The sequence below is a fragment of the Parapedobacter indicus genome (genome assembly GCF_900113765.1).
Taxonomy (GTDB): Bacteria; Bacteroidota; Bacteroidia; order Sphingobacteriales; family Sphingobacteriaceae; genus Parapedobacter; species Parapedobacter indicus.
In genome coordinates this window covers 631572-655589 of the sequence record NZ_FOQO01000003.1, presented here as the reverse complement: position 1 = coordinate 655589, position 24018 = coordinate 631572, and the positions used below count along the sequence as shown (strand labels likewise).

At 41.4% G+C, this 24018-nt stretch carries 17 protein-coding genes and 1 pseudogene; all 18 read left to right on the top strand.

All coding sequences use genetic code 11. The features are described 5' to 3' along the window. Positions 1-183 (top strand): annotated as a pseudogene (locus BMZ56_RS25600) (PorP/SprF family type IX secretion system membrane protein); the annotation flags it as partial. Positions 184-848: 665 nt separating this feature from the next. Next, a complete protein-coding gene (locus tag BMZ56_RS09075; protein WP_090626236.1) occupies positions 849-3032 on the top strand; it encodes a peptidase domain-containing ABC transporter in 2184 nt (727 codons plus the stop codon). A gap of 11 nt (positions 3033-3043) precedes the next feature. Then, positions 3044-4375 (top strand): HlyD family secretion protein, encoded by a 1332-nt coding sequence (locus BMZ56_RS09070; protein ID WP_177195098.1) that lies wholly within the window; start codon positions 3044-3046, stop codon positions 4373-4375. 400 nt (positions 4376-4775) lie between these two features. Further along, complete coding sequence (locus BMZ56_RS09065) at positions 4776-5561, top strand: glycosyltransferase (RefSeq protein WP_090626234.1); 786 nt, start codon at positions 4776-4778, stop codon at positions 5559-5561. Continuing rightward, the gene (locus BMZ56_RS09060; RefSeq protein ID WP_090626233.1) at positions 5545-6213 is read left to right on the top strand and encodes a hypothetical protein; all 669 of its coding nucleotides are present in this window, start codon (positions 5545-5547) and stop codon (positions 6211-6213) included. Before BMZ56_RS09065 ends, BMZ56_RS09060 begins: the two co-directional genes overlap by 17 nt. A 386-nt stretch (positions 6214-6599) precedes the next feature. After that, on the top strand, positions 6600-7907 hold the full coding sequence (locus BMZ56_RS09055) for an immunoglobulin domain-containing protein (protein ID WP_143072887.1): 1308 nt from the start codon (positions 6600-6602) through the stop codon (positions 7905-7907). A 10-nt stretch (positions 7908-7917) separates the two neighbouring features. Continuing rightward, entirely contained in the window at positions 7918-9135 is a 1218-nt protein-coding gene (locus BMZ56_RS09050) for a glycosyltransferase family A protein (RefSeq protein ID WP_090626231.1), read from the top strand. 129 nt (positions 9136-9264) lie between these two features. Beyond that, positions 9265-9507: an adenylyl-sulfate kinase gene (locus BMZ56_RS09045; protein WP_090626230.1), complete on the top strand. Its 243-nt coding sequence runs from the start codon at positions 9265-9267 to the stop codon at positions 9505-9507. Between the two features lie 78 nt (positions 9508-9585). Then, positions 9586-10248, top strand: coding sequence for a sulfotransferase family 2 domain-containing protein (locus BMZ56_RS09040; RefSeq protein WP_181127803.1), 663 nt, complete (start codon positions 9586-9588; stop codon positions 10246-10248). A 783-nt stretch (positions 10249-11031) separates the two neighbouring features. After that, complete coding sequence (locus BMZ56_RS09035; protein ID WP_090626228.1) at positions 11032-12642, top strand: vitamin K epoxide reductase family protein; 1611 nt, start codon at positions 11032-11034, stop codon at positions 12640-12642. A gap of 112 nt (positions 12643-12754) precedes the next feature. Further along, positions 12755-12886, top strand: a complete 132-nt coding sequence (locus tag BMZ56_RS25960; RefSeq protein WP_256213824.1) for a hypothetical protein — start codon at positions 12755-12757, stop codon at positions 12884-12886. A gap of 370 nt (positions 12887-13256) precedes the next feature. After that, positions 13257-14420: a TlpA family protein disulfide reductase gene (locus BMZ56_RS09030; protein WP_090626227.1), complete on the top strand. Its 1164-nt coding sequence runs from the start codon at positions 13257-13259 to the stop codon at positions 14418-14420. Positions 14421-14510: 90 nt separating this feature from the next. Beyond that, positions 14511-15164: a sulfatase/phosphatase domain-containing protein gene (locus BMZ56_RS09025; protein WP_218146524.1), complete on the top strand. Its 654-nt coding sequence runs from the start codon at positions 14511-14513 to the stop codon at positions 15162-15164. A gap of 7 nt (positions 15165-15171) precedes the next feature. Continuing rightward, the gene (locus BMZ56_RS09020; RefSeq protein WP_090626225.1) at positions 15172-16662 is read left to right on the top strand and encodes an arylsulfatase; all 1491 of its coding nucleotides are present in this window, start codon (positions 15172-15174) and stop codon (positions 16660-16662) included. Positions 16663-17053: 391 nt separating this feature from the next. Beyond that, positions 17054-18250: a hypothetical protein gene (locus tag BMZ56_RS09015; protein ID WP_090626224.1), complete on the top strand. Its 1197-nt coding sequence runs from the start codon at positions 17054-17056 to the stop codon at positions 18248-18250. A gap of 263 nt (positions 18251-18513) precedes the next feature. After that, positions 18514-19104 (top strand): RNA polymerase sigma factor, encoded by a 591-nt coding sequence (locus BMZ56_RS09010; RefSeq protein WP_090626223.1) that lies wholly within the window; start codon positions 18514-18516, stop codon positions 19102-19104. Between the two features lie 123 nt (positions 19105-19227). Further along, positions 19228-20421, top strand: coding sequence for a FecR family protein (locus BMZ56_RS09005; RefSeq protein ID WP_143072886.1), 1194 nt, complete (start codon positions 19228-19230; stop codon positions 20419-20421). 285 nt (positions 20422-20706) lie between these two features. Further along, positions 20707-24003, top strand: coding sequence for a TonB-dependent receptor (locus BMZ56_RS09000; protein ID WP_218146523.1), 3297 nt, complete (start codon positions 20707-20709; stop codon positions 24001-24003). Positions 24004-24018 lie beyond the last annotated feature (15 nt).

The following is a 24018-nucleotide window of genomic DNA, read 5'->3' as shown; positions in this document are numbered from 1 at the left end:
GGTGCGAATGTGCGGAGCTACGGGGAGTTTGCGGGGATGGCGCAGTTCAATTTCGGTGGCTTCGGGTTGGGCTACTCCTACCAGTTCAACCCGGGAAACGAACCGCTGAACCGTCGCATCGGCAACACCACTCATGAAATCGGCCTCAGCTACCGGTTTGACAGACTAGCGGGGTTGCTGTAAATGATGAACGCAGTACGCGTTGCAGTTTTGCCCAAGGTGTCATCGGAAGTGATTTGCGGGATGTAGAGGATCTTTTAAGATTCAAAAAGCTTAAAAAATGATAAGCTATTTCTTTTTATTTCGTTACCTTTTATAGTAAATTTCGTTACCTTCGTCGGTATTCCTAAGTATGGAAACTCCTTTATATACCGATGAGCGGGAGCTGCTTGTGCGTTTACGACAGGGAGATTATAAAGCATTTGAACAGGTTCATAACCAATACGCAAAACTATTGGCGTACAAACTCTCCAAACTCATAAAAATTCCAGAGGTTGTACAGGAGCTCCATCAAACTCGTGCGCTAGGATCCAAGTTTCGATTGCTTACGTGACTCCAGCGGTGAAATTATAAAAATGCCTTATGATATGGCCCTTTTATATCCCTTAATGGAATCCGCTAGGTAGGAAAATACTAAGTTTGTTCCAACATTAATGTATGAATATAGGCTCCACGAAAACAATGACCAATTCATTCATTGAAAGGAGCAACTTCAGAGCGAAAACGAGATTCGGATTAAAAAGAGGTTAAAAGGGTTTTTTAATAATTCACAAAAAATAACTCTTTCGGATAATGCTATTATTCTTATATTCAGAAAATATAAGAAAATCTAGAAAAACTAACTAGCGATGCTTCACTTCCGTCACTATCAACAACAGGATGAGATGGATTGCGGTGCGACCAGTCTTCGTATGATATGCAAGTATTACGGCCGCAATATGGACATCTACCGTCTGCGGCAATTATGCCAGACGACCAACCGCGGGGTAAATCTGCTGGGCGTTAGCGAAGCGGCCGAAAAAGTCGGTTTCCGTACTCAGGGAGTAAAACTTACATTAGATCAACTTTCCGAAATACCGCTGCCCTGTGTTCTTCATTGGAGACAGAATCATTTTGTTGTGCTCTATAAAGTAAGTAAAGGATATTATCACATAGCCGATCCTGCTACAGGGAAGCGTAGACTTACAGCTAAGGAATTTAAAAACAATTGGTTTGCTCATAGCGAACTACACAACGGCATTTCGTTGTTGTTGACCCCTACGCCCCAGTTCTACGACCTTGATGAAAAAGAGGAAAACAAAGAGTTGCAATGGGGGGCTGTGTTTCAGTATTTTTCTGCATACCGAAAATTGTTCGTTCAGCTGGTGTTGGGACTGATGGCAGGTACCATTTTGCAACTTATCGCTCCTTATCTTACACAGTCAGTGGTGGATATCGGCATTAACACGCGTAATATAAACTTTATTCATCTAATCCTAATTGCTCAGCTCTCGCTTTTCATTGGGCAAGTGGGGGTAGATTTCATCCGCTCTTGGATTCTGCTACATATCAGCACCCGGGTAAATATATCGGTACTCACGGATTTGCTTATCAAACTGATGAAACTGCCGATGAAATTTTTTGAGACAAAAACCACAGGTGACATTATGCAACGCATGGCCGACCAGCAACGAATCGAGGCATTTCTTACAGGGTCTACATTGAGTACCCTATTCTCCATGGTTAATTTAGTTGTTTTCGGTTTCATACTTGCATTTTACAATGCTGGCATCTTCTTTATCTTTCTTGTCGGCACCATTCTATACACTGGCTGGATATTGATGTTTCTTAAACGACGCGGGGAACTGGATCAACGACGGTTTACCGTTTCTTCAGAAAACCAAACTCATATTGTGGAACTTGTCCATTCGATACAGGAAATCAAACTTAATAACAGCGAACGTCAAAAGCGTTGGCTTTGGGAGGGCATACAGGCCCGATTATTTCGTTTTAAGGTCAAAAGTCTTGCCCTCGCACAATACCAGCAGGCGGGATCAATGGCCATCAACCAACTTAAAAACATCGTGATCACGTTTCTAAGTGCCAAAGCTGTAATTGATGGCGACCTCACTTTGGGGGGGATGGTAGCGATTCAGTATATTGTGGGTATGGTAAGTAGCCCTATTGAGCAATTGTTGGGCTTCATTCAGTCGTATCAAGACGCAAAGATCAGTCTAGAGCGAATCAACGAAATTTATAGAGAGGAGGATGAGGAACCTGTGGAGAACGACTGGCTTAGGGAATTGCCTGGAAATAAAGACATAACTTTGAATGCCATAACTTTCCGTTATCCTGGAGCAGGAAATGAGCCGGTACTGAACAATGTCGATATGATGTTTCCAGAGGGAAAGACGACCGCAATAGTGGGTATGAGTGGCAGTGGAAAGTCCACTGTTCTAAAGCTTATTTTACGCTTTTTCGAACCGGAATCCGGTATAATCGATATAGGTGGAACCAATCTTTACAACATCGGTTTCTCCACATGGCGTGGAAGCTGTGGCGTAGTGATGCAAGACGGTTTTATCTTCGCTGACACAATTGAGAATAATATAGCAGTAGGAGATGAATATCCCGATCGCGAAAAAGTAGAGCGGGCTATCCGCGTCGCTAATCTAGACGACTTTATTCGTGAGCAGCCGTTCGGACTTAAAACAAAAATAGGCACGGCAGGCAAAGGTATCAGCCAAGGACAGCGACAGCGCTTGCTAATAGCCAGGGCTGTATATAAAGATCCGCATTATATTCTCTTCGACGAAGCAACAAATGCGCTCGATGCTAACAATGAACGGGTAATCATTGATAACCTACGTAGCTTTCTGAAAGGCCGTACAGCAATCATCGTTGCGCATCGACTCAGTACCGTGAGTCACGCGGACAATATAGTAGTGCTCGACAAAGGCAGAGTTGCGGAACAGGGTACTCATTTGGAATTGGCTGAACGACGTGGTGAGTATTTTCGCTTAGTCAAAAACCAACTTGAGCTCGGCAATTAATGAATCGAAACATGGAAAAGAAAGCAGAATATAAACGACAACCGGTGACAATGGAGCACGTCAGGATACGAAATGGTATGGAGGTCCATAGCGAGGAAATCACGGATATCATAGGTACCCCTCCGAATGCTTTGGTCCGCTGGGGAACTACGTGGGTAATTGTGGTGCTGATAGTGATTGTAATGCTGACTACGTTCATCCGTTATCCCGATCTCGTAAGGGCTCCCTTGCGTATCAATGCCGCCAATGCTCCCAAAGCTGTGGTCACTAGAATATCAGGCAACATTGTGAATGTTCTCGTTGAAGCTGGAGGGACAGTAGCACCCGCACAACCTTTAGCTTGGATGGAAAGCACGGCAGAGCATGGTCAGGTACTGGATTTACTTGATCGCCTTAAAATACTTAGAGATAGTCTTTTAACACGTTTTACTACATCTGATCCATCGATAATTGCGCCAGCAGGCATCCAATTGGGTGAATTACAGGGGAGTTATCAGACCTTTTATCAATCGTATTTAACGTATCAGGCAGCCTTGAGAGACGGAATATATTTAAAGCGTAAAACATATATTTTAAATGAACTTAAATATATAGAACTCCAAAAAGAGCAATTAGGGAGGCAACAGGAGTTGCAGGAGGAGGAGTTTGCTCTTGCTGAAAAAGAATTTAATCGATATAAGGAGTTGGCAGATCGTAAGATTATCTCTCCATCTGAATACCAGCGGCAACAGGCGTTACTTTTAACGAAAAAGCATCCCTTACAACAGATCGCTTCTGCCCTGTTGGATAACGACGTCAGGAGAACAGCCAAAATGCGCGAGTTATCCGATTTAGACAACCAAATTGCTGAAGAGAAATTGAAATTTGCCCAGGCTCTGAATAGTTTGGTGAGCGAAATGGAGGAATGGAAAAAGCAACACGTTCTTACTGCTCCTCAGGCTGGAACATTAGTATATGCCGGGATAATCCAGCGTAATCAGTATGTTGATGCAGGACAGGAAATGTTTTACGTCAATCCCGGAAGTTCCGAATTCTTTGGAGAAATTAATGTTCCGCAATATAATATGGGTAAAATACGAATTGGTCAACAGGTCTTGATCAAATTGGACAGTTATCCGTTCGAAGAATACGGAGTCCTGCGGGGAAGAATAGCGCAATTGAATCGGGTTCCATACCGAGATAGCGTCTTCTTGTCGCGAGTGGACGTCCTGCCATCAAAAACATTGGGGATTTTTGAGCTTACGACCGGCATGGTGGGTACCGCTGAGATAATTACTGAGGACGTCTCACTTTTACAGCGGCTCGTCAGGAATGTCCGATTAATGATAGACAAGAGAAATTAGTGTTAGTTGATTTGCCATTTCTTAGTTTAAGCCCTGTTAAGGAATTCTTTTTGGTAATTCGCTGACGCCTAAATACATAAACCAAGAGTGCACAGAAATAGACAACTCCAGGGGCACCTATTTATTCTTGGTCTGCATTTGCAAATCTTAAAACATTATGTTATATTGCAATTCATACAGCGAATATAATCGTCGTTATTTCATTCAGCAAGAATAATTAACCAATACTTATCAAACGCTTATATAATCCGAGTAATATGAATACCTATCGACCGTTATATATACAAATCGCTATAATCTTTCTGTCGTCGCATGACTCCCTATAAAATACAGGAGGCTAATATATTTACTTTATGAAGCAAGCCGAATATGCTATTTCTTAAATACTTTGATACATCTAATGCTCGCAATCGTTATTCCATTCTTCAAAATTGACTTCATTGAGGCTACCCTTCAATCTTTAACATCCCAAAAGAATAAGAATTTTAATGTATACCTTGGTGATGACGCAAGTCCAAACGATCCTCGTGTATTATTAAAAAAATTTGCAGTAAGCGTTACTATTAAATATAAGAAATTTGAAGGGCGACTGGGTGAAAAATTATTGTACGAGTATTGGGAGAGATGTTTAGGGATGATAGATCATGAAACTTGGTTCATGCTGTTAGGTGATGACGATATTTTAAGTGAGAATGTCGTTGATAACTTTTATAAGAACCTACAAATTATTGAACAAGAGGATATAAATGTTGTCAAATTTTCTTCTGTTATTATAGATGGATTTGGAAAGGAATTCACTTCTAGCTTTAAATTTCAACAGGTAGAAAGTTCTATTGACTTGTATATAAAAAAGCTGAAGAATGAAAGTCGATCTTCTCTGAGCGAGCATATCTTCAAAAAAAGTAAATACGAAACGTGCCGATTCTACCCCAACCCGCTAGTATGGCATTCGGATGATATGTTAATATTGCAAGCCTCTGTTTTTAACAAAGTATTTTGTATAAATGAATCGATAGCAAATATTAGAGTTTCGGCAAAAAGTATATCTGGTAATCAGTTGATGTACAACCGAGAAAAAGCTGAAGCTACGATATCTTTTCATATGGAACTTCTCGAAAATCATCACGATAGGTTTTCTGAAAATCGAAAAGCACATATATACAAATCTAATGATGTGGGGATTTGATCAGGAAACCCATCCTATGTGTCTGCGGAATAGTCTTAACCTCGGATATAACTTATTTGGTTTTTCTTCGTTCTCCTATATTTTAAAATTGGTACGGTTTGGACATCCATCAAAACTCAAAATTGACATTCCTGCTAACTTATCAGTAGAATTGATGAATAGTTATATAACTACGTATCTTTGGCCTTGCGATGGTGATCAAAAGCAGGCAAAGCTCCTTGAAATGACCAAGGAATTAAGGGTTTCTAAACTGAAATCGAAACAGGCGACTTCGATAGATATATTAGAAACCCTAAAGGAAATAGTTATGACAGCAATTAAAAATTCTGATGATGCGATCGTCATTATTGACTCTCAGAGTCTTCTTTGCAATTACTCCAAAGCGTCCTTTTTTGAAAATTTGATGCTCGCTAGAGTATTTGTAGCTGAGATTCTTTTAGGAAACTGTTTTGAGGAGGACTTTAGAATTCATTTAATCCGCAACTTACACTTCGTAAATACATTCTCAAATTCCGGCTTTTTGTTCTTTTTAAAAAGGTCTTTCCCAAAAATATTGAACTTAAACACCGGCACGTATACATCTATTTCAGAAGTAGTTTTGATGCTAAATATGAACAAGCTATCTTTTTATCGTTCATTTGTCAAATGGTAGGAAAATTTTAATTCATAGATTCTTATATTTAATTTTCAATTTTTTGAATACTGATCATGATGAGCTATCCATATCCTGCGCTTGAAAGGGCTGAGTTGATCGATCTAGTTCCCTTAGAATTTAAAAGTTTACTGGATGTAGGTTATGGTTATGAAATGTTTGGAAAGAGTGTCAAAAAGCAAAGGAAAGACGTTACAGTATGGGGAGTAGAACAGAATTAGAAAGCAGCCGCTTGTTTACTTTTTTTGAGTTTATGTCCCTTCCTTTTTACATAATTGATATTCGCCAATGCTCCAAATGAGCGCTTCACGAATAAAACTGGTACATAAGCCGGTCGGGCCAGTTTTATGAAGCGTGTTCAAAGCTACTATAACAAACTACCCAAAATGAATAAAATTGCAACCTTTATTGTAAATCTTACGGAACGAACTGACAGATTACAACACATAAAAGCAGAGTTCAATAACAGGGTAGAGTTCGATATCGTATTAATTGAAGCTACTGCACACCGCATTGGAGCGTTAGGTCTTTTTGATTCATTTAAAAGATGCGTCAAACAGGCTCAAGAAGCGGACTTGGATTTTGTTGTTTTGTGTGAAGACGATCATACATTTACAGATGCATATTCGTGTGAAAAGTTTTATAACTACCTATTGTTTGGAATCGCGAACGAATGTGATATTCTATTAGGTGGGGTTAGCGGTTTTAAAAATGCTTCACCTATAACCGCCAACATATTCTGGCTTGAGTATTTTTCAGGAACTCAATTTTTTGTAATGTATCGACGCTTTTACCGGCAATTTTTAAACATAAAGTTGGAAGATACAGAAAATATTGATTTTGTTATTTCCCAAAAGGCTAATAGAATTTTTGCAATATACCCTCAAATATCATATCAAAAAAATTTTGGTTATTCAGATGTGACCACTAAAAACTACAGATTTAACGTTGAAGAATATTTTAGAATAACAGAAAGCCGATTTTCGAAAACAATTTCGGTGGCCACGTACTTTCGAAAGCAAATTAAGATTTCATCTGATCTGGATCTAGGGAACTTGTCTATTCCACTTTATATAATAAACAATAATGATCATCGAGAAGCGGTTAGCCTCATTGAACAATTTAAGAATCGTAAAGAGTTTCAATCTCCTATAGGAAACAAGTCTTTTGTTCAAGGCGATGATTTAGAATACTGGAGGGCTATTGTTGAAATCGTATCGTTAGCAACAAGGAACGATGATGACGTAATAGTAATCTGCCATACAGAACATGTTTTTACAAAATATTACGACAATGTAAGTTTTATTCAGGCAATTGTTAGGGCACACTTTCTACGCAGCAAAATTGTCTTAGGTGGTATCTACGGAGACTTTTCCAACATCATATTTGTCGATAACAATCTGTTTTGGGTCGATAGATACGTAGGTTCACAATTCCTTGTAATTTTTCGTAGCTTTTTTGAGACCCTACTTCTTAATTCTTCTTTTAGTAAGACTGATACCGTTGATGCGAAACTTTCATCACTTACGAGCAATAAATTAGTCTTATATCCAATGATTTCGCTTAATAAAAAAATTGAGAACCACATTCAAAAACTCAATGGCTCTTTTGATTTTTCAATACTTCGATATTCGGAATCGGAGGCTAAACTGGCCAAACTGTGTAAAAGATACAATACGATTGTAAAGCAATAAACAATTCAGAATGTTACCTACTTTCTTACTCAATACTATCATTAAGATAGATAAATCAAAATTTAAATCATTACTTATCAACCCGGAAGGATATAATCCCGTTAATAACTTTTTTACAAACCTAAAATCCGCAATCGAATGGTCAATTCTTCATAAGGAGGATATAATATACTGTATTTGCGATAAAGAGGGATTAAAAGAACTTGATTTGAATGTGCTGGATTGTTTACTGCAAGATATAGTTCCACAAGGGATTTACGCTTTTTATGTTCACGCGACCTATGGAGAGAGTGTCAATATTAACAAACATTGTAAAGCCATTTATGACATACAGAATGTTTCATCTTTTATTTTGACAAGACCGATATACCAACTCGTTCTTTTATTTTCTGAAATCAGAAACGAATTCCCTGAAATGGATCGCATTAATTTCATGCAAAAAATTACACCCCATTTCTTTTGTTTCAATAGTCAGAATAATAATATAGCACGCTTAAAAGAAACCAAATTTCACATAGTTTCTCCCTATAGAAACGTGATGCCATATATTCAGGAATGCATAGATTCTGTAAAGGCACAAAGTTATGAGAGATACCATATATACTTCGTCGACGACGCGTCAACCGATAATGGCGCGTCAATAATCCCGGATGAGCATAATATTAGTGTAAAGATTAATAAAAGCAGAAAATACGCTTTACCAAATATTTTAAATGTACTTTTAGATAACCCAATTGCTGAAGATGACATTGTCTGTCTTCTTGACGCAGATGACAAGTTAGCTCATAAATATGTATTAACAATCTTAGACGGCTTATATAAAAACCCCTCGTTACTTGTAACTTTTGGCTCGATGAAATACCTCAACTGCCTCGGGAATTATGGGAGCAAATACTCCCCGGAAGAATTCAATAACATCAGACACAGCCCTTGGCGAGCAGTGCCATTAAGAACATTTCGCTATAAGGTTTTTAAAGAATATATCCGCCAGGACCCAGAGCTTAATTTATTGCGAAACTCAGATGGTCAAATCATAAAAATGCCCTACGATAGGGCTCTTTTTTATCCGTTATTGGAACTTGCTGGTTACGAGAATACAAAATTCATTCCTTCGGTAATGTATGAATATCGACTTCACGAAAACAACGATCAATATCTAAATAGAAATGAGCAATCAATTAGCAATAAGGAAATACGTATGAAGACGGGGCTGAAAAAGTTTTTTTAGTGTAGGTTCGGTACGATACTTTGCCTAGGCGGGTATCTATAATTTAACTTGCCGAAAAACAATCTAGAATCGTAAATATTTAGTTCGCGAGCCAATAAAAATTTAGGTGTTTTATTTGTGAAATAAATTATGAGACGTATCCAAGTTATTTGGTTGAATTTAAAGTGCGCGATAGAAGTATGTGAAGCTAGAGATGTGAAAGGATTATATGCTAAAGCTGGAAAAGGAGACATTACGAATTTTACTGGTATGACGTCTCCATACAAAGAACCCAATAATCCTAATTTGGCGATTGATACCGGCTTGACAGGGATATCCGATACGCATGCTCTCTTGGTGAAATTTTTGAATAATTATGAGTTGTCATTCTAATGAAATGTTTATCCACCTCTTAATTCACGTCTCTAAGCAAATGTTAATTAAATTATTGTTATGAGATTACTAAAAAACATGAAACCAATAACGCCATTTATGGGGAATTTTTTTTGTATTATTCCCAATACTGGGGTTGCATTTGTAGCCATATCAAAAAATGCCGTTACTTTTCTTAAAAAAGTCGCATATTATAATGGTTCGCGAGAAAAAGTATGGGAAAAAGGGTTCACAAGTGTGCATGACCTGATTGGTTATTCAGATGGGTCGCCTTATCTTGTGCCAGTAGATAAGATGCAGGAATTCGAAAACAAGCATGGAGTATACACCAAATTTGCTGTCTGGCGTGATCCTATTGAACGCATTGTTTCCACATATAAATTGTTTTGCTTAGACGGAGAATTTCGACGTTATTTCCATTTTCTTGGCTTAGTAGGAGGAACGTCCTTTGATAGATTCGTGGATTTTTTGGAATTTGAGTGGGAAAAAAAGGATCCTTTATGGCAGGATGAGCATATACGAAGGCAAGTTGACTATTATAATCCTTCTGAAGTAAATTATATTGTGAATATACATAACCTGCACTCATTTTTAACTGATTTTAACGTTCCATTTAAATCAGAAATTTCAAATAAGACATTATCATCCTTCGAACTCACTAATGAAAAACATCTTACTCGTATAAGGCAGTATTATAAAGCAGATTATCAAATCGAGTGCAATTATGAAAAGCCAGATTAATTGACGTTGGAGAGTAATAAAGATCTACGAAATCATGCAGATCCTCGGAATCTCGACATTTTATAAGACTATGCTGAAGGACTTAATCGCTCAGGATCAGAAAAATCAAAGTGTCAAAGAACAAAAAATGTTAAACTTATTTGATGAAAAAAGTTAACGCATCAGTACTAATTTCAGGATATTAATCTTCTTGTCACGGCCCGGTTTGACCGAAATCACTATCCCTCCGAAATATCCACTTTCAATTCTCTAACAGTCCTTTCAGGGAAGCACAGATCAAAATGATGCAGAAAAATTGAAAAATTATATGAGTGAGTGAATCGGGATATCGTTTGACTTTTTGTACAAGTAGTCCTAGAGAACTCACGAAAGTTAAAACTTATAAAAAGTGTTGTCTTTCCTGACAAAGTAAATATATCGTTACACAATTTGTAAGACCAATCAATTATTCATATTATTGCGTTAACTATCATTAAAACTACCAATTAGACTAACATGATGAATTGACTAGGCAAACTTTATCTACTAATATTCACAAAAATATCCGATCTATATGATATTTAGGGGAATCGGATTTAGTATAATTGATTATTTTTAAAATATTAACATTTTATTAATTGTCTATTTACACTTACTCACGATACTTACGTTTGTCTAGTCTAGCATAATGTTTGCAGGAATATTCATTGTAAACTTAATTTACGTTAACGATTATATTCCAAAAAGGTATTACAAGAATTAAATGCCGGGTTAAGGATATTTACTATTTTGTATATTCTAAAAATGGACGCCAATATATTCACTTCTTTATTAAATGTGTTGGGTGTGAAACATACTCAAACGTTTTCAAACAGATTTTATAATGAGCATCCTCATAAATACAACTTGTTTGGATTATCCAAAATGCTCTCTGACTATGGGATTGCTAATGCCGGCACCAGAATAGAAGATAAATTCAATGACATTTTAAATATTCAGACTCCTTTTGTTGCACATGTGGGAGGCGATTTCGCGGCAGTGGTTAATGTAACAGAAAAAGACGTCGAATATAAATCCGGAAACTTAAATCTTAATATTTCCAGAAAAGCATTTTGCGATATTTGGTCGGGAGTTGTGATGTTGACAGAAGCCGACTCCAATTCAATCGAGCCAGATTATGAGAAGCATCGTAATGAAGAAGTCACGCAAAGGACATTGAACACTTCACTGATTTTAGCAATCTCGCTGCTTCTCATTTTCGGCTTATATAATAATTATCATAACTATGGTGTTGGTTTAATTCTATCGTTTTTGATAAATATTATTGGAGCATATATTGGTGTTTTACTTGTTCAGAAACAACTAAAAATACATAGTAGTTATTCAGATAAGATTTGCTCCTTATTCAAACAAGCTGATTGTAATAGTATTTTAGAATCACAAGGAGCAAAATTGTGGGGTAAATTTGGATGGAGCGAAATAGGACTCTCTTATTTTTTATCAAACCTGATTGTTATTGCTTTTTTGCCCAATCTAATTAATTATTATGCCATAATTAATTTATTTACTTTACCCTACGCATTTTGGAGCATTTGGTACCAACAATCGAAAGCTAAGCAATGGTGTGTACTGTGCCTAATAGTGCAAATAGCGTTGTGGTTAATATTTTTAATAAACTTAAGTTTTCAGTATTTACAAACACCTGAAATTGAATTGTCCAATGTAATCGTGTTAGTAGCTTTATACGCTACATTTTTCATAACAACCACAATTATAACACCTTATCTTGCAGAACAATTAAAAAGGCAAAATGTGACGCAGGAAATAAATAGCCTAAAGTCACATGAAGGCATTACTAGCCTATTATTGGAAGAGCAACCCTACTATGCTTGTGATAAATCGGACTCTAAGATATTGTTTGGAAACCCAAACTCAGAAATATTGATCACAATTTTGACTAACCCTCATTGTAATCCATGTGCGAAATTACATACTCGTATTGAGAAGCTATTGGCGTCCGGACAACAAAATATTTGTATCCAATATATATTTTCCTCATTTGATCAAAGCCTTGATATTTCAAACAAGTTTTTAATTGCAGCTTACCTAAATTCGAGCCCAGCGGAAACATCATTAATTTTTAACCAATGGTACGCTCGGGGAAGAATGAATAAGGAACACTTTTTTAAGAAGTTTTCCTTTGATGTAGAAGACGATCGAGTTCAGAGTGAATTTCAAAACCATCTGAATTGGAAGTTTCACACCAAATTGGAACTTACTCCTACCCTACTTGTAAATGGGCATAAGCTACCAAGGAATTATCAAATCGAAGATTTTAAGTTCATTTCTGAATTAAAAATTAACAAGAAGCGTGAAGCTGCGGGACGTACATTAAACTCTGTAGCACAAAATTAAAATTTCATTTAAATGAAAAAGATTAGTTTAACAGGAATATCGTTTTCAGATGTTCTAAGCGCGGACGATTTGAGGAAAATTCAAGGTGGCTTATTCGGCTCTGGCGACTTATGTGAGAAAGACAGTCTTGGAATTTGTGGTGGAAATTGTCAGCGACCTGGTGGGGCCGCGGACAAGTGTAGGCCAAAATCGAGCGGCACTGATGATTGCACTTGCGGTGGGGTGTGACTTTTTGATGTCTTAGTTTTCAGAAGTGTGAATAATTCAGCTTAGTAATATTAGGTGAATTGTTTACACTTTTTTGAATTTCAACAGTTGCTGATAGTCCTGCATTCGACAGATACCTAATAAGGGTTTAAAGCCTTGGTCTCTGAGATTTTAGTCACTTCGACATCAACTTTCTGAAACGTCAATCTTAATAAGATTCTTGATTCCAATTTATGTTGTCAACCTAAAAAAGGTACGCCTAACTTTATGATGATGAGCATATGAAAGTTGTGATGTCGGTAGCTATTGAAAGATTAAAAGTTGCATAGATTTTACAGTCAAATTATGGAGTTTGAAACAACATCTTTAAAAATATTTGCAGCTAAAATAATCCAGATTCTAAGCACATGAGACATATAAAAATCATACTATTGCTTTCTTCCTTTACGGTACTGTGCCGCCACACGTATCCCCAAACTCCGAATCAAGAGGGCTATAAATTAATTGTTAGCTTGGAAAACGCTCCCTTTGACTCTTTAAAACTTTTCGATTACACCGACGATAAGATTTCACTAGCCGGTACAAAGATTAGTAAATTCGCTTGGGAGATACCAATTCCAGATAGTATTGTTCAACACTACGAAAATATGGCCCTAATTGTATCAAGGTATGATTCTGTTACTAATTCTTCTAGATGGATACGGTTTATTACAGAAAAAGATAGTACAAAAACTATCATTTCGAATGTCGGCGTAGAAGACAGCATAAATTATATCTATGGTGTGTATATAGGAAAAACAATATTCCCAAATGAAAATATATCAGCTTCAATAGGAAACAAAGACACCGTGGTCGTTGGTGATATGGTGTTCGAGGACTTTAAGTTGATTATGCGGGATAGCAGTTCAGATATCTCCGTTAGGGCGGAGGATCCTTACTTTAGTTGGTTTTTAACGTCGAGTAAAAATTTTTCCTATGATGACTTCTTATTATCTTATATTGAGTTATCAAAAAAATATCCGGATTCTCGGTACTTAATAAGCAACTTAGCTCGCAATCTCACCAATTATAGATCGAAAAAGGACATACAAAAAGTCTATGACAATTTTTCTGACAAACACAAGAATACGTTATGGGGAAAGACAATCGAACGGTTTTTATTTCACAGATTTCAAAACATTCGTCTACCAACACTTAATAAGGTAAATTATGAGAGCATAATTCAAGATAGTTCAAAATATAACTTAGTGATTTTTACGGCGTCATGGTGTGTTCCTTGCATTAAAGAGATTCCGCTGCTAAAGGAAATACATGAAGATTTAACTGAACGCCTTTTAATGACTTATATTTCTTTAGATAGGGAAAACGATATACCATCGCTTCAAAAAATATTGCGAGAACATGACGTTCCTTGGAGGACATTGTTAGCCTATCAAAACATTGAGAAAATCAATGAAAGATATTTTGTAGAAGCAATTCCGCATAGCATATTGGTTTATCCAGATGGTGAAATGGAAGTCATTGACGTAAGGAATGATGGGCAAAGGCAGAAATTATATTCTATATTGTAATATATATTGGCGCATTATTTCCACCTTCTTTTAACTTTTCCACGTATTCGTCATTGCTATACAATCAAGGAATTTGCTAGGCCGGGGGACTTGGAGGAGCAAGGGATCGCTAAAAACACGCTGATTGTTTTTACAAGCGACAACGGTCCGTGGCTGAACTATGGAAATCATAACGGGTCAACCGCCGGACTGCGGGAAGGGAAGGGAACCAGTTGGGAGGGAGGAACGAGCGTACCCGCCATCCTGTCGTGGCCCGCGGTGATTTCCAAAGGCCAGGTAAACAATAAGCTGAGCAACACCATCGACATCCTGCCCACGCTGGCAGAAGTAACCGGAGCCAAGTTACCTGACCACAAAATCGATGGCGTCAGTATCCTTTCGTTACTGAAAGGGGAAGACACGAATCCGCGAACGACCTTTTATTACTATTATAACAGAAACGACCTGGAAGCAGTCAAGATGGGACACTGGAAACTGGTGTTCCCACATAATTATCGATCTTATGAGGGGGTGTTACCCGGCAACGACGGCTATCCAGGACCTTACAATCAGGGCGCGCAGGATTCGCTGGCTTTATATGATTTACGGCGAGATCCGGGCGAACGTTATAATATTATTGAACAAAATCCAAACGTTTTACGTGATTTGCAGGAGCTTGCCGAGCAGGCTCGGCGTGATTTGGGGGATAACCTAACCGAACGCATAGGAGAAAATAGAAGACCCATTGGTAAAATACAGAAATAAAAAGCACATGAGATATTATCCCATATTGGCCTTATTACTTATTAACGGTTTCTGCGCATCCGCTCAAACAGCGAATAACGCTTCAACTCCTAACATTATTTATATTTACGCGGATGACTTAGGCTACGGCGAAATTGAGAGTTACGGACAGTTGAAGATTAAAACCCCAAACCTCAATAGACTGCGGGAAGAGGGAATGAAATTCACCAATCATTATACCAGTATGCCTGTTTGCGCACCTGCACGTTGTATGTTGCTGACCGGAAAGAATGGGGGACACAGTTATATACGGGGTAATTATGAGCTTGGGGGTTTTGCAGATAGTCTGGAAGGGGGGCAGATGCCTCTTCCTGAGGGAACTTACACCCTTCCTAAAATGCTGAAAGCGGCAGGTTATACTACCGGAATGGCTGGTAAGTGGGGATTGGGAATGCACGATAATACGGGATCGCCACTAAAACAAGGGTTTGATTTTTATGTGAGTGTCTTAGACCAAAAACAAGCACATAACTTTTATCCCACGCACTTATGGTTAAACGACGAACGATTAAAATTGAACAATCCGGAAATCGACGTCCATAGAAAGATCGACCCCGATACGGCAAAAGATGCGGACTTCGATTACTTTGTTGGAAATGAGTATTCAGGAGATGTGATGACGAAGCATGCATTGGAGTTTATCGATAAGAGCAAGGACCGACCCTTTTTTTTATACCTACCTTTTCCTCAACCTCATGTTTCTTTACAAGCGCCGCAAGCGTATATCGATGAATACATTGGCAAATTCAACGGTGAACAACCTTATTATGGGGAGAAAGGCTATGCTTTTTCAAAGTATCCGTTATCCACTTATGCGGCCATGATCACTTACTTAGATGCGCAGATTGGCAAAGTGATGGATAAGGTGAGCGAGTTGGGCCTGGATGATCATACGATAATTATGTTTTCCAGTGACAATGGCACCACATTCAACGGCGGGGTCAACGCTGATTTTTTTAATAGCGTTGATGGGTTAAGGGGATTAAAAATGGATGTTTTTGAAGGTGGAATTCGGGTGCCATTTTTAGCTAGATGGCCGGGTCAAATAAAAGCAGGAAGCACAACTGATTTGGTTTCAGTGCAATATGACCTAATGGCCACGTTGGCTGAACTTACGCATCAGGATCCCGGCAATACAAACGGACTTTCTTTTCTTCCCACACTTCTTGGTAAAGATTCCCAGCAGAAAAGGCATGAATATACGTATTGGGAATACCCTGAAAAAGGAGGGCAAATAGCTGTTCGAATGGGTAAATGGAAAGGTGTGAAGATAAATGTGCGCAAAAGCACATACGCTAATACACCCTGGATGATTTTTGATTTGGAGAGTGATCGTAACGAGACCGAAGATCTAGCCAATCAACATCCTGATTTGGTTAAGCGATTTGACGAGATTGTTCAGAAGGAGCATCAACCGGCTCATATTAGAGAATGGGAATTTATCAATCCTAAGTTTTAGGACGATGTCGTACGTCAATGCGTTTGCCGGAAGTTTACTTAGAAGCAGAAAAAAATACAAGTAACAAAACAACTTTCGCGAATTCGCGTTAATAGCAATAGGTTTAGGTTGATAGCCCCTAACCCCATTGGGGCGGATTCCCGTTACTGACAAGGTAACGGGTTTTCTTTTTGTCACAGGAGTGTCTGTTTAACAAAATTTAATAAGTTCGTTGTAACAAAACGGCATCTTCATGCGTTATATAGGCAGTTAGTAAAATTTGTCTTTTCATAATTTAGGTTTATAATTGGTTAGTTTGAAGGCCCCGATTCTCCCCGTTTCGGGGCTTTCTTTTTTAAGCGCTCGTTATTGAAGCACTCGTTAATTTCCAAACCCCTATCTTTATCCGCGGATGACGGAATTAAGGAAAAGGAACATACCCTATGGGGCGGAGCGGTTCGGCATTTTTACCTATAAAGCGCTCATTTGGCTTTTTCTGGGCATCGTCGTCGGTTCGTTTGTAGCCCAGATGCAGGGATTTATGCCAATCTGGTTCCTCGTTGTTCTTATTCTCGGCTCGATCGGACTGGGTTGGGTCTTTGCCCTGGTATATCTTGGATATATCGATCATAAAGCACGTATGTCAGCATTCGATCCAGCGTTTGGCACGAACAGCGGTGCGCCGGCACGTATAGACCGGATTCATTATGCTGGTTTACGCATGATGGAAACACGTGATTTGATGATCATCGAAGTCACCGTATTTCCAACGTCCGGCGAGCCCTATCAGACAACGGTGCGCCAATTCATAAGAGCAGAAGATCTTGAGCAGCTGAATGAGGGTGCTATCGTCACATTTTATGAAGAGGTGCACGACCACGGATATGGGACCGTGTCACCCGGATTGCCGGGAGAATTTCGGACAGATGTAAAAGCGGTTCAGGCAGATAAGGTCTATCCCGAACGGCGAAGAACGGGTCTGCTTCTCTTAATTGGGCGCAATCCAACGGTCTTTACGCGATTGGTAAGCATGGTACTGATTTTTGCACTATTTAGCTTCGGCTTTCTCTCGCCCTATCGGGTTACCGGTAATTTGGACTGGCTCCGGATGCGGATGACTTATTTTCCGCAGAAGCTGATTTTTCAGTATAAAGGTAATTTTAACCCGGAAGTGTTCAAAAAAGCCTATGATAAGGCCATCGCGTATGTAGGAGACCGGCGCATTGAATCCGTACTCTTTTACAAGGACTTTACCGATGTAAGGGCAGAGGATCCAAATAAACCCGGCTACATTGCACATGCAACCATCCGTGGCAATTCTGTCGAAGAGGGGATCATGTCATTGACCACTGCCGATACGGAGCGGTTGTTCACCGTAGAGTCGGTCCGGTACGACCTGTTCAAAAAGGCGCTGGAGGATGCCGCAACCGATCATGATATTGAAGATATCATGTACATCGGGGTTCGTAAAGGCACACGTTGGGGAACGCGCGACAGACGTATTCCCCCAGATTATACACAATACCACGTTGACATCCACGTGGTGTTTAAAGGTGGCCATGAGTCACTTGATTATCACGGTGAGACGGGCGAGCGATTACCGGAGTAATTTCCACCCTTTCCCCTTCTCCGCATGCGTTAGTTTCACGGTACCGTCCGTTTAATTTAAGGAAGTTGTTAAGGAGTATTTGCGCACCGTCGTGCTAAGAGTGCGTTATTTTTTCGCATTTGGATGAAACCGACAGGCTCCGCGCTAGGCCAATCGGGTGCTGCAACCTGTACCATCCTGTGTGTGAACTCCCTCGGAGCGTGCAGAAGACCACGGAAGGCCCTGTTATTAAGGGTAATTATCCTTACATTTGCTCGTAAGGTATGATGGAAACGGTTAATCCGACAAACGAAAGAGCGATGCTGCTGCGGCTGCGTGAGGGTGATCACGAGGCGTTTGGAAAGCTGTTTTCCAGCTATAGCCCGATCATCACCGGGCACCTGCTACGCTTGCTGAAAGTTCCTGAGCTGGTTGAGGAACTCGTGCAGGATACTTTCCTCAGTCTTTGGGAGCATCGGGAACGGATTGACCCAGACAAACCCCTCAAAGCTTATATTTTCCAGATTGCCATTAACAATGCGCGCGATCTCTTTCGACGGGCCATGCATGACAAGCGAATACGCGCCCTATTTTACCAGACTGTATCCGAAGGGTATGAACACATCGAGACGGAGCTTATCCGTAAAGAAAACAGCGATCTGTTAAGCCGTCTATTGGATAGGCTGCCCGAAAGACAGCGTAACGTCTATATTCTTTGCAAGGTCGAAGGTCTCAGCTACCGCGAAGTCAGCGGTCGCCTTGGCATCTCCGAAAATACCGTCAACTCCCACATCAAGCGAGCCAATGCGCTGCTAAAAGAATACCTAGCCGGCAGTGCCGAAGTCATGATACTGCTTATATTATTCCTGTTTTAATTATTTTGCACTCATTTACAGTAAGTTGTAAAATAATTGCGTTCACGCTGCACTGGATTTTTGATCAGAACCGTATCAGGTTCAGAACCGTATCAGGTAATCAAACAGGGTACGAAAAAATCGATGGAAAGAAAGCAATATCCAGCACACCTCTTACGCGCCTATCTCGAAGGGAAGGCCACGCGCGAAGAGATTGATGCGTTGCTGCGGTATTTTCAACTCCCCGAGGAGTCAGACGAACTTGTAAGGCTGATCATCGATGAATTCAACCAACCGATCCCCGATAGTATCGATCCCGGGCAAGTCGCTTCCATCAACAAGCGGGTAAGTGACCGACTTAGCCACCATATTGGATCGATGGAACCAATCCAGACATCCAAGCGTAAGCGCCCTGTATTGATCCGCTTACTTCCTTACGCGGCTGCCGCTGTTGTGGCTGTTGTTATCACCTGGCTGACCGCGGGCGACCGGCAATCCGAGACGGTCGATCAACAATTCGTCAATGCCGAAGAGATTTTGCCGGGTGGAAATAAAGCTATCCTCAGCCTTTCGGATGGCCGCACAGTGATATTGGATGAAGCACAGGAAGGCATCGTCATTGATAACGATCGGATTTCCTACGCCGATGGAGCAGCGGAGGCCCTTATGCGCTTGAACACCGAAAAAGCAGAACAACTCACATTGACAACCCCCAGGGGCGGGATGTATGCCGTTACCTTGCCGGATGGCAGCCGGGTGTGGCTCAATGCTTCTTCTGTGCTCAGATACCCCTCCCGGTTTACCGGAGGCCAACGGGTTGTTGAAATTGAAGGCGAGGGGTATTTTGAAATTTCCCCTGATACCAAGCAGCCCTTTATCGTAAGGAGCCGGGGACAGGAAGTGGGCGTGCTGGGTACGGAGTTCAATATTTCCGCCTATCCGGATGATCCCAAATCACACACAACCTTAGTGGAAGGGAAGGTACAGATCGTCAACCGGCTATCGAAGGCTATACGGAGCCTCGCTCCGGGGGAGCAGGCCACCGTTGAGGGTGGGCAAACCCGTGTCCAGAAAGTCGATGTAACCCAGTACACCGCCTGGAAAGAAGGTTTTTTTTATTTTGACGGCGTGGCTCCGCAAATTGCTTTCGATCAAATGGAACGTTGGTATGATATCGACGTGGTGTACCGGGGAAAGGTACCGTCTACCCGTTTTTTTGGGATGATAGACCGCAGCGGGACTCTGCATGACGCGTTGGTGATCCTGAAGGAAAGTGGTTTGCAGTGCAGGCTCGTCCGATCGGGAGGCGTTAATCAGCTGATGGTGATTGGCGAGTAGCCTTACAAAGATACATGTTAACCAGTTTTACCAATAAAGACCAAAAATGAGAAAATGAAAATGATAGATGAAACGTAAGTAATGATAATCATTGGGGGCGGTAATCCATCATAAACCGGACGGTGCTGGAGACACCATCCGGTCGGAATGCTTGGACCGGCCCTGCCTTGACGTAGCAGCAGTCGTTAACCGATTTTTTAACCATCCAAACAGGACAAATTTATGATTTTTACGCAATGTGCGAAAGGGTCACTTTGGCTCTTTAGTTACCGATTATTACGCATTATGAAACTTGCAGTATTCTTGACTGTCTTATGTACGTTTCAGGCGATCGCCGAAACAAAGGCACAGAAGATTACGCTGAACCTCCAGAACACCACGTTGAGGGATGTGATGAGGGAAATACAGAAGCAGCAGGGGTATCTGTTTTTCTTCCGTGGCGACCAAATTGCGGCTAAGCGCATAAGCATCGACCTGAAGCAGGTGGAGCTTTCGGATGCCATGGATAGGATTTTAGACAACCAGGGACTGGTTTGGTCGATTAAAAATAAGACGATCATTGTAAGACGCGGAACGCCGCCAGCGCCACCCGCAGAAACAGATAGCGCCCCGGTGCGCCAGCAGCGCACCGTTACCGGTAGGGTAACCGACGAGACTGGAAGGCCCATTGAGGGAGTCACCGTTGCGCTCAAGGGTACCTCAATGGCCACCACCACAGACGCAGAGGGTAGGTATAACCTAGCTGTTGAAGACGGGGCGGGTAGCTTGGTGTTTTCCATGGTAGGGTACAACGCGGCGGAACAGGCCATCGGTACTTCGCAAACGGTAAACATTACCTTGACAACCGCGGTGAGCGATTTGGAGGAAGTGGTGGTAGTAGGCTATGGAACACAGTCCGCACGGCAGCTGTCTAGTGCCGTGTCGACAGTCGGTGCAGAAGATTTCGCAGACCTACCAGTGGCACAGTTTTCTCAGAAATTACAGGGTAAACTGGCCGGCGTTCAGATTTCACAGGCCACAGGAACGCCTGGTGGCGGGATGAATATCCGGGTCCGGGGAGCGGCATCCATTAACGCTGGTGCCTCGCCCTTGTTTGTCGTGGATGGAAACCCCATTACCGGAGGGATTAGCAACATTAATCCCAATGAGATCGAAACCATCAGCGTGCTGAAGGATGCGGCAGCAACGGCACTGTACGGCTCACGGGCTGCTAACGGTGTCGTACTGATTGAGACGAGAAAAGCGAAACCGGGTGGAACAACCCTAAACTACAGCGGTTTCGCGGGGATACAGCAGATTCCTAACCGCGGCAGGCCGGTCATGATGAATGCCCGGGAATTTGCCGAATGGAGAAAAGAAATGGCTGAATTCAGGGGACAACCCGTTGATCCGGAATACCAGGATCCCAGCCAATACGGAGAAGGCACAAACTGGTACGATGCATTGACCCGTGTGGCGGGTATCCACGATCACAGCGTCACGCTGAGTACGGGCGGAGAGAAATTCAGTACGACCGCAACCGCGGGGTATTTCAATCAGGAAGGTGTAGTGGTTGCTTCCAAATATGACCGGGTTTCCCTCCGTATCAATTCGGCTTTCCGGCCTCATGAAAAAGTGAATATCGGATTGAATATCGCACCGACCTATTCGAGGAATACCAACAGCGGAGTGGATGGTGTGGGCAGTATCATTAACGAAACGTTACAGACTTCCCCGCTGGCCCCTTTACGGAATCCCGATGGGAGTCTTACGCTCACGGCGTCCTCATCTGGTATGTTCCCTACGCCCAATTACGTAAGGACATTAGAGGATAAGGTGGTGGATAATAAAAATACCCGGATTTTGGCCAACCTCTTTGTGGAATATGAGATCATCGACGGGCTGTCGTTCAAAACTTCCGGAAATATTGATAAAGGAGATAACCGCGATTTTAACTTTAACGGCACGACCACCGGTACCCGTGGTGTGGGATTATATACCATCCCCTTCGCTTATCTCAACCAAGGTTCGTACCTGTCGTGGGTTAATGAAAACATCCTGAATTACCGAGCCGACCTAGGGGAAGATCATCACCTGGACGCATTGGCAGGTTTTACAGCGCAACGATTCCGGCAGGACGCCAGCAGTATCAATGCGAACAACTATCCGGATGACAAGGTGCAGACCATCGGGGCAGCAGGAACCGTTGAGGCTAATAGCGACATCCAGGAATGGAGCTTGGCCTCTTTCTTGGCTCGGGTAAATTACAATTACAAAGGACGTTACCTGTTGTCTGCGTCCATTCGTAGAGATGGTTCTTCCAGATTCGGAAAAGAAAACAGATGGGGGAATTTCCCGTCGGTGTCTTTGGGATGGATTGTTTCCGATGAAGGGTTTATGGACGCGGTGGAGCCCATATCCTTTTTAAAGCTCCGCGCAAGTTTCGGAGTGGTGGGTAACTTCGATATCGGTAATTATACCCATATTCCCACGGTTTCTTCCGCAAATTATGTCTTCGGTAACCGCATTGGTGCGGGACGAAGGGTAGACAACCTGGCAGATCAATACATCGGATGGGAAAACAATAAGGAATACAACCTCGGTTTGGACATCAATTTCTTCAACGACCGATTGGGGCTTACCTATAACTTCTACCAAAAATATACCAACGACCTACTATTTAATGTACGCGTACCCAGAGCATCCGGATTTTCCACTACCTCTACCAATATTGGCGATCTAAAATTCTGGGGGCATGAAATGTCCATCGTCTCTTCCAATATAAAGCGGAAAAACTTCTCCTGGGATACCGATTTCAATCTCTCTTTTGACCGGAACCTGGTGACGTCTATGGGCACCCGGACCTCCGAAATCATCACCGGCCCGGGAAGCGACCTGATCGGTGGTTCCCACATTACCAAAGAAGGGCAGCCAATAGGGATGTTGTATGGAATGGACCATCAAGGTGTGTACGTAAACCAGGCAGATTTTGACAGTTCACCCAAACACAGCAGCTCCCAAGTAGGCACGGCAAAATTCAGAGACGTAAACCAGGATGGCGAGATTACGGTGGAAGATGCAACCATCATCGGTAATCCACACCCTGACTTCGTGTTTGGGATGACCAACCGGATTCAATACAAAGACTTTGATTTCTCTATGACGCTTTCCGGCACCTATGGGAATCAGATACTTCGAGGTTCTGAGCAGACGCTGACCAACCTGGATGGGGTGTTTAACGTGTTGGCTAATGTAAAAGACCACTGGAGATCACCCGAAGATCCGGGCAGCGGCCGCTATGGAAGTCTAGCTGCAGGCACGACCTATCTTGAACGGGATTGGTGGGGCACCCAGATGCTGTACGATGGCAGCCATATTTCCATCAATAACGTGACGGTGGGATATAACATCCCGACCAACAAATCCGATTTCTTTAGCAGATTTAGGGTATATGGAAGTGTGCAACAACTACATGTCTTTACCAATTACCCGGGTTCTAACCCGCAGGTAAGTTTAAGCCAATCTTCTACCCAGCTGGGTATCGATGGCGGATCCTATCCGGTGCCAAGAACGTATACGTTGGGGTTGAATATTGGATTCTAAAGCATTTGTTTCTAA